10 protein-coding genes are annotated in these 15,722 nt (G+C 48.8%); 5 read left to right on the forward strand and 5 right to left on the reverse strand.

All coding sequences use genetic code 11. From position 1 onward, the window contains the following. Nucleotides 1-133 precede the first annotated feature (133 nt). Nucleotides 134-526, forward strand: a complete 393-nt coding sequence (locus NWAT_RS11175; protein ID WP_013221178.1) for a cupin domain-containing protein — start codon at nucleotides 134-136, stop codon at nucleotides 524-526. 40 nt (nucleotides 527-566) lie between these two features. On the opposite strand, the gene treS is transcribed toward NWAT_RS11175, so the two are convergent. From treS to NWAT_RS11190, 3 genes are all read right to left on the reverse strand, one after another. Continuing rightward, entirely contained in the window at nucleotides 567-3,890 is a 3,324-nt protein-coding gene (treS, locus tag NWAT_RS11180; RefSeq protein WP_013221179.1) for a maltose alpha-D-glucosyltransferase, read from the reverse strand. Continuing rightward, nucleotides 3,887-5,893, reverse strand: a complete 2,007-nt coding sequence (locus tag NWAT_RS11185; RefSeq protein WP_013221180.1) for a maltotransferase domain-containing protein — start codon at nucleotides 5,891-5,893, stop codon at nucleotides 3,887-3,889. Before NWAT_RS11185 ends, treS begins: the two co-directional genes overlap by 4 nt. A 476-nt stretch (nucleotides 5,894-6,369) precedes the next feature. Further along, on the reverse strand, nucleotides 6,370-7,230 hold the full coding sequence (locus tag NWAT_RS11190) for a glutaminyl-peptide cyclotransferase (RefSeq protein ID WP_013221181.1): 861 nt from the start codon (nucleotides 7,228-7,230) through the stop codon (nucleotides 6,370-6,372). Nucleotides 7,231-7,851: 621 nt separating this feature from the next. Here NWAT_RS11190 and NWAT_RS11195 point away from each other — a divergent pair. Genes NWAT_RS11195 through NWAT_RS11210 form a run of 4 tightly spaced genes read left to right on the forward strand, consistent with a single transcriptional unit; the run spans nucleotide 7,852 to nucleotide 13,414 of the window. After that, entirely contained in the window at nucleotides 7,852-9,156 is a 1,305-nt protein-coding gene (locus NWAT_RS11195) for an acetyl-CoA C-acetyltransferase (RefSeq protein WP_013221183.1), read from the forward strand. Nucleotides 9,157-9,160: 4 nt separating this feature from the next. Beyond that, complete coding sequence (locus NWAT_RS11200) at nucleotides 9,161-11,179, forward strand: 3-hydroxyacyl-CoA dehydrogenase NAD-binding domain-containing protein (protein ID WP_013221184.1); 2,019 nt, start codon at nucleotides 9,161-9,163, stop codon at nucleotides 11,177-11,179. 3 nt (nucleotides 11,180-11,182) lie between these two features. After that, nucleotides 11,183-12,988 (forward strand): AMP-dependent synthetase/ligase, encoded by a 1,806-nt coding sequence (locus tag NWAT_RS11205; RefSeq protein ID WP_013221185.1) that lies wholly within the window; start codon nucleotides 11,183-11,185, stop codon nucleotides 12,986-12,988. A 3-nt stretch (nucleotides 12,989-12,991) separates the two neighbouring features. Further along, a complete protein-coding gene (locus tag NWAT_RS11210; RefSeq protein ID WP_013221186.1) occupies nucleotides 12,992-13,414 on the forward strand; it encodes an acyl-CoA thioesterase in 423 nt (140 codons plus the stop codon). Nucleotides 13,415-13,425: 11 nt separating this feature from the next. On the opposite strand, the gene NWAT_RS11215 is transcribed toward NWAT_RS11210, so the two are convergent. Together NWAT_RS11215 and der are read right to left on the reverse strand one after the other, a co-directional pair. Further along, entirely contained in the window at nucleotides 13,426-14,157 is a 732-nt protein-coding gene (locus NWAT_RS11215; protein WP_041350986.1) for an OmpA family protein, read from the reverse strand. Between the two features lie 36 nt (nucleotides 14,158-14,193). After that, nucleotides 14,194-15,588 carry a ribosome biogenesis GTPase Der gene (gene der, locus NWAT_RS11220; protein WP_013221188.1) on the reverse strand — a complete coding sequence of 465 codons (1,395 nt, stop codon included), beginning with the start codon at nucleotides 15,586-15,588 and terminating at the stop codon, nucleotides 14,194-14,196. Nucleotides 15,589-15,722: the final 134 nt, after the last annotated feature.

Raw genomic sequence — 15,722 nt, forward strand, 5'->3', positions numbered from 1 at the left:
GCCCGCAGATTTTTCCTTTAAGCACTCCAGCAGCCACCCAAAGCTATGTTCCATGGTAGATCAAGGTAAGAAGTTTATTGGCGTTTATCTCAGTTTTATACTAGACTTTAACAACCTTTTAAGGAGGGAGTTAATGGCGCCCATGCAAATTCGATTCTTCTTTTGCTCTACTGCCGCAATTTTTCTGCTTTCCAGTGTCTGCTCGCTTGCTATTGCTACCCAGGATCAGGAAAAACCTTCTCTCGCTTCCTTGTTGGAAGAAACGGTAACGTTTCCAACAAAAGAGGTCAAAGTCATCGTTCACCGTACCCAGTTTCCGGCTAGCTTCAAGACTCCGGAGCATACCCATAAGGGCCCGGGACCACGTTATGTCATCAAGGGCACGGTAAAAATCACAGAGGGAGGAAAAACCCATACCTATCAAGCAGGCCAGGCGTTCTGGGAGTCCGGGCACCCGATGACCCTTGAAAATATTGGCGCGGAAGAGGCTGAAGTGGTTGGCTTTGAACTCATTCCCATTGAATAAATAAGCCCTTAAAGCTAAGGACAAGTCTGGGAAACAGCTACTACCCCTGCTTGTCCTCCTCCAAAAACGCAAGCAACCCCTTAAGGGGTACATCTACCCATGATGGCCGATTGTCGAGTTCGTAGCGGAGTTCATACAGCCCTTTTTCCAAAGTAAATAGCGCGATCAAGTCGCGAACCTTTTTCGAATCTACAGGATAAGAAGGGCAATTCCTCACCCCCTCCTGGTAGCCGGTCAGGAAATACTCTCTTACCTGCTGCTCCCAAGCATGCAACAGTGGCATAAGTAAATCCTGATCTTCAGGACGTTCCGCGGTGCAATGGCGCAGAGCCACGGCAGCAGCATAGCTAAATGATCGCAACATACCCGCCACATCCCGCAGCGGCAAATGTTTGTTTCGGCGCTCACTTAAGGGGCGGGCAGGCTCGCCTTCGAAATCAACAATGACCAAGTCATCCTCTGCTATTAATATTTGTCCTAGATGATAATCACCATGGTAGCGAGTCTTGACAGCCTGCAATGTGGAAGGAATTAAACAAAGTCGTTGCCGCAAGGTTTCGCCGGATCTCAAAAACCATTCTACATCGTTGCGCAATGCTTCGGTAAAAGTGCTTTTCCGCTGTGCTAGCTTCTTCAAAGTGCACTCGATATCCGCTTCCAAGCGTTTTCTCCAGGCTATCAAATCAGCACGAACAATAGGTTCCGGATCAAAGGCCGAATTTCCCGTTTCCTTGGCTAGCGCCTGGTGCAATTCTCCCGTGCGCCGGCCTAAAAGGGTCACTCTTCTTAGATAATCTTCATGAGTCTCATCCAATTCAGCGGCAACTTCTTCGAGTTCTTCGAGCGGTTTTGCGAGGTAATTTTCCAGAAAACGCTCTAAATAAGCCACAGTATAAACCCAAGCATCTCCCTGGTTGGGAATATAACCTTGCAGGAGACCCAGGGTTACTGCTTTTCCCTTGGGGCTTATATGCTCTAAGGTACCTGCTAGAGGAGCAATATGAGGAAAGGGCGATATTTCGGTAAGGAAATAGCCTATTTCTCGCTCTGAGCTGATACCCTCTTCTAAGTAACGGTAGATTTTTAAAAATAACCGGTTATCTAGGATTAAGGTGCTGTTTGTACCTTCCGCCGCCGGGCGCCGCATCTGCTCGAGGGAGGTACCGCAAACTAGCTTTCCAAAAGCCGTCGTAGGAGAAAATTTTAAACTTCCGGCCCCAAAGGGGATCTCTCGATGCTGCCCCATAGCCATTACTAACGCTCGACTAAAACTTATATCCTCTAAGGCATCATAGAGGATGCCTAGACGAGCTTGTCGCCGAATCTTGGCGACGGTGGCAGGCAGCAAGCGCCGTATGGATTCTTCATCTCCTTCTCCCCAAGCAATAGCTAACGGGATAAAATAAGACTGAGCTTCAATCTCGGTGAACTCAACCCTCACTCTAACCAACAGCCAATTCTCTGACTCCTCTATCTGTTCCAACACTACCCGCTCTATTTCCTCTCCTTTAGCGGCAAACCATCGTTGCACTAATAGGAACCCCCGTAATGCTTGCCCCAATTGTTCGCCCAATTTTTCCGCCATTCGTAGCCGGGAAGGCTCAACACGACTAGGAAATAAACTGCTCCAGCCATCAAACAACACTAGTACTGGTAACTCCGCTGGTGGCAAACGCTGCTCATGCCAAGCGGGTTCTGCTACATCCATTGCCAATCGAAACCAATAAAAACCATGGCCTGGGAGGGTCAGCAAATAGGGCAATTCGCCAATGGGAGGGAAAGGAGTATGTCCCATCAGCTCTAGCGGCACCCGTCCTTCAAAAGGAGAGAGATCCAGTTCCACTGGCTGAGCGCAGCGGGACAAATTAGCAACACATAAAATAACTTCATCCTTCCATTCTCGCACATACGCCAAAATTTTACGGTTTCCAGGACGAAGGAAGGTTAATGTGCCGCGGCCAAACGTCTTACTGTGCTTACGCACCGCAAGCAGGCGTTTCATCCAATTGAGAAGGGAAGACGGCGCCCGACTCTGGGCTTCCACGTTAACGCCTTCATAACCGTAAATGGGGTCCATGATAGGCGGTAAAAACAAGCGCTGGGGATCGGTTTTAGAAAACCCAGCATTCCGATCGGGACTCCACTGCATAGGGGTGCGCACACTATTGCGATCACCTAAATAAATATTATCTCCCATGCCAATTTCATCTCCATAGTAAATAATGGGCGAGCCAGGCATAGAGAAAAGCAAGCTATTCATCAACCGGATCTTGTCTAAATCATTATCCATTAACGGCGCCAAACGCCGCCGGATACCTACATTCACCCGCATACGGGGATTAGCAGCATAGCTCTGATACATATAGTCACGTTCTTTGTCAGTAACCATCTCTAGAGTCAACTCATCGTGGTTACGCAAAAAAATAGCCCACTGGCAGGTCTGGGGAATATCCGGAGTTTGGTTCATAATCTCAGTAATGGGATGACGGTCCTCCTGGGCAATCGCCATATACATGCGCGGCATAAGGGGGAAATGATAGGCCATATGGCATTCATCGCCGTCACCGAAATATTCCCTCACATCTTCTGGCCATTGATTGGCCTCCGCCAAAAACATGCGGCCTTGATAATGCTCATCCACTACGGCCCGCATCTTTTTAAGCACCGCATGGCTTTCGGGAAGATTTTCGTTATGGGTTCCCTCTCGCACGCAAAGGTAAGGGATAGCATCCAAGCGCAGGCCGTCCACGCCCATGTCCAGCCAAAAACGCATGACCCGGATCACGGCCCTAACCACCTGGGGATTATTATGATTAAGATCAGGCTGGTGAGAGAAAAAGCGGTGCCAATAGTAAGCCTTTGCCACCGGGTCCCAGGCCCAGTTAGAAGTTTCCGTATCGGTGAAAATAATCCGGGTCTCGGGAAACTTTTGATCGGTATCGCTCCAGACATAGAAATTCCGTTTGGCTGATCCGGGAGGCGCTCTCCGGGCAGCCTGAAACCAGGGATGTTGATCCGAGGTATGATTGATAACCAACTCGGTAATGACCTTAAGGCCACGGCGGTGGGCTTCCCGCACAAAATGTCTAACATCCCTGCGAGTCCCATAATCCGGATAGATATTACGGTAATCCGCAATATCATAGCCATCATCCCGCAAAGGAGAAGGATAAAAAGGCAGTAACCAGATGGTGTTTACGCCCAAATCTTGGATATAGTCTAGCTTCTGAGTAAGGCCCCGGAAATCTCCCGTACCATCATTATTACTATCAAAAAAAGCCCTAACGTGGAGTTGGTAAATAATGGCATCTTTGTACCAGAGCGGATCATTTTGCCAGGCTAATTCTTCCTCCCGTGGCTTCATAGGCACTCCATGGCTACATATAAAGAATCGAAATCTTGCTCTGTCCGTACCCGGCGCCGCAAGCAGAAAATATGGGCAGGAACGCGGGCGGGATCAAGTTCTACGTAATTACGCGGGCCATGCCACAGGTAATGGGTATCGCTAAGTAAATCATGGACCTGATAAGAAAGATGGGGCTCGATCCCCAAGTCCTCCAATGGCAATTCGACCCAACCAGACTGGGTATAATGGATATCTAAATTCACCACCACCAAAATGATATCAGCCAGATTTGCAGCCCATTTGCCATAACAAATTATTTGCTCATTATCTACCGGATAAAAATGCAGATTTCCATCAAACTGTAAAGCAAGATGGTTTCTACGGATTTGGTTCACTTGGGCGATAAAATCCTTGAGGCTGTCGTCCCTGTTAATATCCCAATGTCGGAGTTGATATTTTTCAGAGTTAAGATATTCTTCACTGCCTGGGTTGCGAGGCCTATTTTCCATTAACTCATAAGCAGGCCCATAAATACCATAGCTAGCTCCTAAAGTAGCTGCCAGAACCAAACGGATCATAAAAGCTGGCCGCCCTCCAAATTGGAGATATTCCGTCAGGATATCCGGTGTGTTAGGCCACAGGTTAGGACGGAAATATTCCCGCACCTCTGTTTGGGTAAGTTCGGTAAAGTATTCTGTTAGCTCCTGCTTAGTATTGCGCCAAGGGAAATAATTGTAGGACTGGGTGAACCCCAGTTTAGCAAGGCGGTACATAACATTAGGGCGGGTAAAAGCTTCAGATAAAAAAAGTGTGTCCGGCTGGACTTTTTTCACTTCCGCAATCAACCATTCCCAAAAAGGGAAAGGCTTGGTATGGGGGTTATCGACTCTAAAGATATATACTCCTTGCTCAAGCCAGAACAGAAACACACTTTTTAGTTCCTCCCACAGAGACTGCCACTCATCGGTCTCAAAATAAAAGGGATAAATATCCTCATATTTTTTAGGGGGGTTCTCCGCGTATTGCACGGTGTTATCCGGCCGCCAGCGGAACCATTCTGGATGCGCCTTAATATAAGGGTGATCAGGCGCGCATTGGAAAGCGATATCCAAAGCTACTTCGATACCAAATTCTCGCGCCTTGGCCACAAAGCGCCGGAAATCTTCCAAAGTCCCTAATTGGGGGTGAATTGACTTATGTCCCTCCTCTTCTGCCCCAATAGCCCAAGGACTACCCGGATCCTCGGGGGCAGCCGTTAGCGCATTATTCCTACCCTTGCGATTAATGCGCCCAATGGGATGGATAGGAGGCAGATAGAGCACATCAAAACCCATGGCGGCGATGTAAGGCAGACGGTCCTCACAGCTCTTGAAATTACCATGCTGGCTCGCTTGTGCCGCACACGCGCGAGGAAACATCTCATACCAGGCGCTAAACCGGGCCCGAGATCTATCTACCACTACGATCAATTCTTTATCATAGCAGGTGGAAAAACGCCGATCAGGGTAGTGGGCCATCAATAAGGCGGTCTCCTCGCTTAAGGCAATAGCTAATCTATCCCTAAGTTCGCCTTTATCCTCTAGCAACCTAGCCCCATCTTTTAGTCTTTGAGCATCTTCCCCCTCGGCCCGCCTAGCCGCAGCTTCCAACCATTGAGCTCCTACTTGAAGCTGAAGGGCAATATCCTCTGGCTGAATGCGTTTGGCTAAATCTTGCCGCCAGGATTTAAAGTGATCCACCCAAGCAATTAGGGTATAACGATAACATCCTACTGCGGTGACTTTGAATCCTCCCCGCCACCGATCATTGCCCAAGGGTTGCATCGGCACCTCATTCCAAGAAGAGGCATCTTCCCTGCGGTACCGCAGAACGCAGCTCACCGCATCATGGCCATCGGTGAACACATTGGCTTCCACCACTACAGTTTCACCCACCGTTCGTTTGATGGCAAAACGACCGCCATCAATCTCGGGTTTGACCTGTTCTATGATTGCCCGTTTTCTACCGTCTTCCCCCTGCATGGCGAATACTCCCCTATCCCTAAACCATCTCTGAAAGAAAGAAGGGAGATGCCATCGCTTTTTCCCAAGTCTAGTGTTACTCACTCCTGTCGCTAGTCCAATTCTTCATTTTTTAGAAAATAGATCACTTGGTGGTAGCATAATCCATATCGACGAATTTAATTTATCTCCTAGAGCTTATCCTCGCTAATTTCTAGTTTTCTCATGTAGAAACCACCCGTACAGCCGAGCTTAAAATGATACTAGGGACAAGCTGGGCAGAGTAGGTTTCATGGCGCTTCGGACGATAATGCTCAACTCAGGAAGACCCGCATCTAACGCTTGATAGCGGCGAGGAGATAGCTCTAGCATAGGCTGTTTGCCGAAACATGTACGCCTTCATGCCCTAGCACGATACCCTCCCGCCTTTGAAAACAGAGAACAGACAGCCCCTTGATCGCCTAGTGGACCCTCACCATAGAGAATAAAATTTTTGCTTACCTTTCGATTAATTTAATCTCAAATAATCTGGGCCAATACTTTCCCGTTACGAATAATCGCTCCTGCTTATCATCATAGGCGATTCCATTCAGGACACCAGCAGATGAAGTCGCCCCCTCTTCGCCCAGCAACCCCTCGAGGTTGATCCAGCCTTTCACCTGGCCCGTCTCGGGAGAAATTCTTACAATATAATGGGTCAACCAGACATTGGCGTAAATGTCCCCCTTAACATATTCTAGCTCATTAAGGTTAGCAATAAATTCATCCTTATCGTGTACTTGAATTTGCTTTACCCGCTGAAACGTCTCTGCATTCAAGAAAGAAAGAGTCGAGCTGCCGTTGCTCATAATAAGATGACGATCATCATGGGTGAGACCCCAACCTTCGGTAGAGTAAAAAAATTTGCAAAGGACATTAAAGGTCCTTTTATCGTAAACAAACCCTAACCTTCCTTGCCACGTCAGCTGGATAAGTTTGTCTTGCCAAAGAGCTAGTCCTTCGCCAAAATAGCGGGCTGGTAAAGAATGCTCTTGTAATATACTTCCCGTCTCTAACTCTACTTTTCTTAATGTCGATCTGCCCCACTTCCCTGTACTTTCATAAAGAAATCCTCCGTCAAAAATTAATCCTTGCGTGAAGGCTTCCGGATCATGGGGATAGCTATTAATAATTTGGTAATCATAGAGGAGCGAAGTTGGGTTCCGAAATATCTTTGTTTTGCTCGGTTCTAAAAAATGGGCGCTCTGATTTACGGCCATTCCAGCCTGAAGATATTCGGCCCTTGGGGCAAATTCTATTGCCACTAACCATAGCACCCAAAAAACAAGCCCCCTATATAATTCACGACTGAAAATCACTGCTTTTCCAGTTAAGCCCCTTCGATACAGGAAGTACTATTCGTTTTAGCTTTTATGAAGCTCACTTCTTTATGAGTCCGTCTTGGATAATGGCTAATCTCTACCTCATCCCATAAAATTACTAACATTTTAGGCTTACTAGAGGTAATCAGGCATTCTCTTTTTATAGTTGTGATGAAGGCGGGGTTTTCCATTGCATACGGCTCTATAAGGGTTAGCATAAAAAGTTTATTTGCGCGAGTCTTCGCTATTAAAAGCTTAGCTTTTTATCTATGCCTTGGATCAAAGTCCATGCCAAAATATAGGATATAACTGTTTTTTAAAGATTATTTCTATTAAAATTGATAATAAACAGAAAATTACCTATTGTTTCTGTATCATTGAGTTAACAAAATAAAAATAAAGAGGACTCCTGATACCAGGAAGCGTTAATAAACAGGGATAAGAAGTTAATTGCTGGAAATTGTATCAATTTTTTAACAACAATAACTAGAATAAGCTTTAAAAGGTTACTCTCACCGCAACCGCCGAAACCATCATGGGACAAGGCACTTGAGCATGATGGAAAACCTAAGATAGCGGTTAACCGGCAAGATCAAAACGAAAAATACGGAGGCAAACATGGAACCAGGTGGACAACGCTCCCTGCCCCGGCCAGTCTATATTGTCGATGGCACTCGGACTCCCTTCCTTAAAGCCCGAGGGAAACCCGGTCCCTTTACCGCAACTGACCTAGCGGTCGCTGCAGGCCGTCCATTGCTCGCCCGCCAGCCCTTTGAGCCCGAGGCGTTGAGCGAAGTTATCCTAGGTTGTGTCATGCCTGGTCCAGATGAGGCCAACATTGCCCGGGTGGCTGCCTTACGCCTAGGTATTCAGGAGCATATCCCTGCCTGGACCGTGCAACGTAATTGTGCCTCGGGCATGCAGGCGCTCGACTGCGCGGCCCTGGACATCGCCAATGGTCGTGCGAGCCTAGTACTGGCTGGCGGGGTAGAAGCCATGAGCCACGCGCCGGTACTGTTAAGCCGTCCCTTAGTGGATTGGCTAGGAGATTGGAATCGAGCCCGTAATATCAAATCTCGTTTACGCCTACTGGGGCGTTTACGCCCCTATCACCTGCGTCCTATTATGGGTCTATTACGGGGATTAACGGATCCCGTGGTGGGGCTTTCCATGGGACAAACGGCGGAAGTCCTTGCCAGTCGCTTCGCCATCGACCGCCAGACCATGGATGCTTATGCTCTTGCAAGCCATCAGCGCTTGGCTCACGCTCAGGACAGCGGCTGGCTAAGCGAAGTGATTCCACTGTTCGCCACCAATGGCCAGTTTTTTGAACACGACGACGGGCTACGCCGAGACACCTCGATGGCCCAGCTCAGCAAGCTCAAACCGGTTTTTGACCGTCCCTACGGCCTGGTAACTGCCGGCAATAGCGCCCAAGTCACAGACGGCGCTTGTTGGCTGCTGTTGGCTTCGGAGCAAGCGGTTACCCAACATCAACTTCCAGTAATAGGGCGCATTGTAGATAGCCAATGGGCCGCATTAGATCCTGCCCAGATGGGGCTAGGTCCTGTGCATGCCACAACCCCGTTGCTGCAACGCCATCAACTCAGCCTCAATGACCTGGATGCCTGGGAATTAAACGAAGCCTTTGCGGCCCAGGTTCTAGCCTGTTTGGCAGCTTGGCAAGATTCAGACTACTGCCGCGATGAACTTGGTTTGAAAGAAACCCTCGGCGAATTGGATCGAAAACGGCTCAATGTAGATGGAGGAGCTGTTGCTCTGGGCCATCCAGTCGGTGCTAGCGGGGCCCGCATTGTCCTGCACTTGCTGCATGTCTTGAAACGCCTCAATGGCCAGCGCGGTATCGCCACCATTTGCATTGGCGGAGGCCAAGGTGGTGCTATGCTATTAGAAAGGGGGTAAGCTAATGAATAACAATAATGATTGGTACACGGAAAAAGATACCGATGGCATTGTCTGGCTACGCCTTAATCAAAGTGGAACAAAGACTAACGTATTGTCCAAATCCGTACTAGAAGCACTAGATAGGCACTTAGTCCAATTAGCTACGGAAAATCCTAAGGGCCTCGTCATCCTTTCCGATAAGAAGCAAGGCTTTATTGCCGGAGCGGATGTCACCGAATTTACCGCGCTTCGTAAGGCAACCGAAGCTCGAGCATGGATTCAGCGGGTCCATGAAATCTTTAATCGCTTGGCCAATCTTCCTTTTCCCACCGTTGCTGTTATCCATGGCTATTGCCTCGGTGGCGGGCTAGAGCTAGCCCTTGCTTGTCGCTACCGGGTAGCAGCCAATAATCCTGAGACTCAACTCGGGCTGCCTGAAGTCAAGCTTGGAATCCATCCCGGTTATGGCGGCACCGTACGCCTACCACGACTCATCGGTACCCTTCCCGCCCTTGAGATGATGCTGAAGGGGCGCAGCCTCAATACTCGTGCCGCAGCACGTCTGGGACTGATTGATCAAGCCGTCCCCTCTCGCCACCTTCAGCGGGCCGCCCGTGCCTTTATAGAAAAATCGCCCCCTCCCCACTGTCCCCCTTTCTGGCAACGTCTGATAGGTCAGCCGCCAATGCGGCGACTCGTCACCAAAATATTACGCTCCCGACTTGAAAAACGAGTCAACTCAAGGCACTATCCCGCCCCTTTCGCTTTATTGGAGCTATGGGAAAAGCAAGAAGGCACCACCGAGCAGCGCCTGGCGCTCGAGGCCGAATCCCTTACCGCCCTTCTCATCAGCGAAACAACTAACAACCTCATTCGGGTTTTCCTGCTCCAACAACGGCTTAAATCCCTGGGGAAACAAGGTATCTTTAAGCCTGAACGGGTCCATGTGATAGGGGCTGGCACCATGGGGGGTGATATTGCCACCTGGTGCGCCTTAAAAAACCTTCGTGTTAGCCTCCAGGATCGATCCCCCGAGCATATTGCTCCAGCCATTAAGCGAGCCCATGGATTATTCAAGAAACGTCTCAAAGACCAGCGTCCAATCCAAGCCGCCATGGATCGGCTAATGCCCGATCCGAGAGGAGAGGGACTCGCTAAAGCCGATGTATTGATTGAAGCTATCTTCGAGAATATAGAAGCCAAACAAGCCTTATTTCAGGCTATCGAACCTAGGCTAAAAGCGGAGACCTTACTGGCCACCAATACTTCCAGTATTCCCTTAGAAACTTTGGCTGAAAGCTTGTCTCAACCAGAACGGTTGGTAGGACTTCATTTCTTTAATCCCGTTGCCAAAATGCAGTTGGTCGAAGTAGTAAAAGGAGAGGCAACGACAGCCGGAGAGATGGAGCAAGCCGCAGCTTTTACCCGCCAGATCGGCCGTCTCCCCTTGCCGGTAAAAAGCCTGCCAGGATTTTTGGTTAATCGTGTACTTACCCCCTACCTCCTAGAAGCCACGCGGTTACTCAGCGAAGGCGTTCCCGGCCCAGTCATCGATCAAGCTGCTATCGATTTTGGCATGCCCATGGGCCCCATCGAACTAGCAGATACGGTGGGCCTTGATATCTGCCTCTCAGTGGCCGAAAGATTAACCCCCTCTGAGCAAATACCCGAAGAGCTGAAACTCAAAATTCAACAAGGTCAGCTTGGCAAAAAAAGCGGGAACGGATTTTACAGATACCAAAGAGGAAAACCGGTAAAGCCCCAACCTCCGCAGGAATACCAAGCTCCTGGAGATCTTACCGACCGCTTAATTCTCTCTATGATCAACGAAGCCGTCTCCTCCCTCCATGACCGGGTTGTGGAAGATGCCGATTTGCTCGACGCCGGTATGATCTTTGGCATTGGTTTTGCCCCTTTTCGGGGAGGCCCCCTCCACTATGTGCGCACTCAAGGAGTGAAGACAATGCGGCAACGGCTGCAGGCGTTGGAAGCCCAATATGGAACCCGGTTTACCCCCAGCGCAGGATGGCAGGCATTATAAATTATGGAGGAAACCCATCTTAACCACATTATCTCTCCAGAGACGGCGGGTACCCTGTCCGGGTTGTTCCAGGAACGGGTACGGCGTACCCCTAACGCTGTTGCCTATCAACATTTCGATACCACCCAGAAGGCGTGGCAAAAAACCACTTGGGCCGAGATGGCAACCGAGGTCGCCCGTTGGCAAGCGGCGCTCTCCGAAGAGGAGCTGAATCCGGGGGATCGAGTTGCCCTCATGCTCCGCAATAGCCGGGAATGGGTATTCTTTGAACAGGCTGCCCTAGGTCTGGGATTGGTGGTGGTACCCCTCTATATCAATGATCGCCCCGACAATGCCCGCTATATTTTAAAAAACTCTGAAGTCAAACTGCTGTTAATAGAAGGATATCAGCAATGGCAGGAAATAAAGCAATGGTGGGCGTTGCGTAAACTAGCCCGCGTAATCTCATTGAGTCCTTTTGCTGAAACCCAGAGACAAAAACGCCTCAGCTACTTGCAAGAGTGGTTACCTAAAATGGCGGATAAATCCAACCCCGGACCTCGCAACCCTGATGCTCTAGCTACTATCGTCTATACTTCTGGAACGACGGGTTTACCCAAGGGCGTTATGCTAAGCCATCATAATATTCTGTGGAATGCGCACAGCAGTTTGCACAGTACGCCAGTATACGAGGATGATGTATTTCTTTCCTTCCTACCTCTTTCTCACACCCTAGAGCGCACTATCGGTTATTATCTACCCATGATGGCCGGAGCCCAGGTAGCCTATACTCGTTCCATTGCCAAGTTAGCAGAAGATTTGGCTACCGTTAAACCTACGGTCCTGGTAAGTGTTCCGCGTATTTTCGAGCGCACCCATAACCAGATCTACGATACACTTCAAGAAAAAAATCCATTGGAAAGAGCGCTATTCAGGCTTGCTGTTGCTGCTGGCTGGCGCCAATTCAATTACCAGCAAGGGCACGCTCCTTGGCATCCTCTTTGCCTTTTAAATCCCCTCCTGCAGCAAATCGTGGGTCGCCAAGTTTTAGCACAGTTCGGCGGCCGCCTTCGAATCGTCGTTTGCGGAGGTGCCCCATTAGCCTTTAATGTCGCCAAGGAATTGCTTGCGCTAGGGTTACCTCTTATTCAAGGATACGGGCTTACCGAGACAAGTCCCGTCATTAGCGTAAATCACTTGAATAATAACGATCCTAAAAGTGTCGGCACGCCCCTGCAAGATGTGGAAATCCGTATCGGTGAACATAATGAATTATTAGGGCACAGCCCTGGCGTCATGTTGGGTTACTGGAATAACCCTAAAGCAACTGCCGAAGTCATTGATGAGAAAGGCTGGCTGCATACTGGTGACCAAGCCCGTATTGAACAAGGACGTCTCTATATCACTGGACGCATTAAAGAAATCATTGTGCTAGCTACCGGCGAGAAAATCCCCCCCGGTGAAATGGAAACGGCTATCAGCACTGATTCCTTATTTGATCAAGTTATGGTTATTGGCGAAGGGAAACCCTACCTAAGCGCATTGATAGTACTGAACCCAGAACACTGGACCACGCTTGCCCAAGAATTAAACCTTGATCCTCATCAAGCACAGTCCCTCAAGCATTCTACCGTACTTGAAGAGGTACTAGGACGGATCGAGCAGCATACTCGTCAATTTCCGGGCTATGCGCGTATCCGCCGGGCCACTTTAACCCTAGAACATTGGACCACAGAAAATGGTCTTGCCACTGCAACCCTGAAAGCCCGCCGTAGCAAGGTAATCAAGCATTATCGTAATCAAATTAGCGCTTTATATGAAGGACATTAATAAATGCCATTACCACGATGTAAAGAGCCGACATTACGTATTTTAGCCCGGCCCACGGATACTAATGCCGCAGGCGATATTTTTGGCGGCTGGCTAATGTCTTGGACGGATATTGCCGGTAGTATCGTTGCTTTCCGCCGCGCCCGAGGTCGTATAGTAACTGTTGCGGTAAAAGATTTTAATTTCATCCAACCCGTTTATGTGGATGATCTAGTGAGCTTCTATGCAGAAGTTACTAAAGTAGGCAATACCTCTCTCACCGTCGAAGTCATTGTCTATGCCGAAAGAAAACGCGGGGAAGAAACCTGCGAGCAAGTTGCTTCCGCATGTCTTGTTTATGTCGCCCTTGGCAAGGATCACTGCCCAAGGCCAGTACCCGACAATGACGATTCCAAGAGTGGCTGCGGAAATTCTCCCCCGGAATAAAAGTTAAAGAATTAAAGGCTACGACGAGAAGCTGCAGGCTCTTCGAAAGCTTTATGCTCCTGCCCTTCTAGGATAGGTTTCAAGATAATCTCGACTCGCCGGTTAAGCTGCCGACCTGACGCAGTAGCGTTGCTTGCGCGAGGTTCGTTTTCTCCCCGCCCATAAATACTCAAACGCTGCGAAGGAATTCCCTGCCGTTCCAAGTATAGGGCCACATTTCCAGCACGCCGTAGCGATAAATCTAAATTGTATTTCTCCGCTCCAGTACTGTCCGTATGGCCGATCACATGGACTACTGTTTTGTTATATTTTTTCAAAACATCGGCAATTTTATCCAAGGTAGGAAGAAAAGCTGGTTTTAGAGCATCGCTGTCATGATCGAAGGAGACCTCACTAGGAATATCAAGCTTTAAGCTCTCGTCCTGCAGTCGCTGGATCTCTAACTGATGGCGGCGCCTCTCTTCAGCTAATGCGGCTTCCATTTCCCGTTGCTGATCATTCATATAACCCACGGCCGAGCCTGTTAATCCGCCAACTACCGCGCCTGCTAAGGCTCCCCAACCAGCTCCACTACCTCCATCAATAGCCGCGCCAATAGCCGCGCCGGCTGCTGCCCCGCCCGCTGTTCCCACTGCGGACCCTTTCTGCGTCTGGCTATACCGGCCATCGGTGGCGCAGCCTAACATTCCTATACCAATAGCTAAAACAAGCCATAATAGTTTACACTTTATAATTTTTTTCATCGTATTTACCTTTTTCATTCGCCAAGCACCTAGCCCTTACTTGCATCCTTTGCGAAAACGGACTAATCGCTTACGTTTTTGTTGCTGGCGTTGAGTTAAAATATTTGTTCGTCCCTCAAAAGGATTTTTTACCGTTCTAAATTCCAAGGCTATCGGCGTTCCCATCAACCCGAAAACACTACGAAAGTAATTAATTAGATAGCGCCGATAATTTGCTGACACTGCCTCTGCTTGATTGCCATGAATAATGATTTTAGGAGGATTCTGTCCTCCTTGATGGGCATAGCGAAGCTTAATCCGTCGCCCTTTCACAATTGGCGGCGGATGCTTTTCAACAGCAGCCAGCAATGCTCGGTTAAGTTCACCTGTAGGAAGTTGTGAGTTAGCTGACTGATAGGCTTCATCAATGGAAGGGAAAAGATCTCCCACACCACTGCCATGAAGAGCAGAAATAAAGTGTATCCTAGCGAAAACAAGAAAGGGTAGACGTCTATCCAAATCTTTTTTTACTCTTTGACGCTGCTCCAAGGGTAAGCCATCCCATTTATTTACCGCGATGACTACGCCCTTCCCACTCTCCAATATCACACCCGCCAAATGTAAATCTTGCTCCACCACACTATCATGGGCATCAATCACTAGGATCACAACTTGGGCTATTGCTATTGATTGGAGAGATTGAATAACACTGAATTTCTCTACCCTATCCAAGATCCTTGAGCGACGGCGTATTCCAGCCGTATCCACCAAGGTATAGTCTCTACCATGGTGACGAAAGGGGATGGAAATACTATCCCTTGTCGTCCCGGGGATTTCCGACGAGAGGACTCGCTCTTCTCCTAAGATACGATTGACGAGAGTAGATTTTCCTACATTAGGGCGACCAATAACAGCCAATTGAAGCCCCTTAGCTTGAATTTCAGATTCTTCCCTTCCCGCCACGGGTAAAAGAGTTAGCAACGCCTGCAGCAGTACTTCTACACCCTGCCCTTGCCGGGCCGAAATAATAGCCGGTTCTCCCAGCCCTAAGCAATAAAATTCAGAAGCAACCAGATCTTCGTCCCGCCCTTCCGCTTTATTAATAACTAATTTGAGCGGTTTCTCAGTACAACGCAGCCATTCAGCAATTTCCTCATCCAAGCTAGATAACCCCTCCCGGGCATCAACGAGGAAAAAAATAACATCTGCTTCTTCTATCGCAAGTTGCGCCTGCCCTCGCATGAGGCTTCCAATCTCAGACTCTTGCTCCATTATGCCGCCCGTATCAACGACAAAAAACGATTGCTCGCCACAATAGGCAAGGCCATATTGCCGGTCACGGGTTACCCCCGGCTGATCAGCAACAAGGGCGTCGCGGCTCCGAGTAAGGCGATTAAAAAGCGTTGATTTACCAACGTTTGGACGTCCAACCAGGGCAACAAGAGCTTTCATGCTGACGACTCAAAGGAAACGGGGGAAAGGGGTAAGTATATGCGCTAATACCACAAATATTGCAAAGGACTCAGAAATATCTAAAATACTTCCAAACTAGTTTGGGCAAAGTCAGAAAAAACTCAAATAAACAA

This window comes from Nitrosococcus watsonii C-113, from assembly GCF_000143085.1.
Classification (GTDB): Bacteria; Pseudomonadota; Gammaproteobacteria; order Nitrosococcales; family Nitrosococcaceae; genus Nitrosococcus; species Nitrosococcus watsonii.

Bases quoted from the DNA above. Each gene is read 5' to 3' on its own strand.
- treS (WP_013221179.1), bottom strand. From the start codon at position 3,890: ATGAAGCCACGGGAGGAAGAATTAGCCTGGCAAAATGATCCGCTCTGG.
- NWAT_RS11185 (WP_013221180.1), bottom strand. From the start codon at position 5,893: ATGCAGGGGGAAGACGGTAGAAAACGGGCAATCATAGAACAGGTCAAA.
- der (WP_013221188.1), bottom strand. From the start codon at position 15,588: ATGAAAGCTCTTGTTGCCCTGGTTGGACGTCCAAACGTTGGTAAATCA.
- NWAT_RS11210 (WP_013221186.1), top strand. From the start codon at position 12,992: ATGCCATTACCACGATGTAAAGAGCCGACATTACGTATTTTAGCCCGG.
- NWAT_RS11175 (WP_013221178.1), top strand. From the start codon at position 134: ATGGCGCCCATGCAAATTCGATTCTTCTTTTGCTCTACTGCCGCAATT.
- NWAT_RS11205 (WP_013221185.1), top strand. From the start codon at position 11,183: ATGGAGGAAACCCATCTTAACCACATTATCTCTCCAGAGACGGCGGGT.
- NWAT_RS11195 (WP_013221183.1), top strand. From the start codon at position 7,852: ATGGAACCAGGTGGACAACGCTCCCTGCCCCGGCCAGTCTATATTGTC.
- NWAT_RS11215 (WP_041350986.1), bottom strand. From the start codon at position 14,157: ATGAAAAAAATTATAAAGTGTAAACTATTATGGCTTGTTTTAGCTATT.
- NWAT_RS11200 (WP_013221184.1), top strand. From the start codon at position 9,161: ATGAATAACAATAATGATTGGTACACGGAAAAAGATACCGATGGCATT.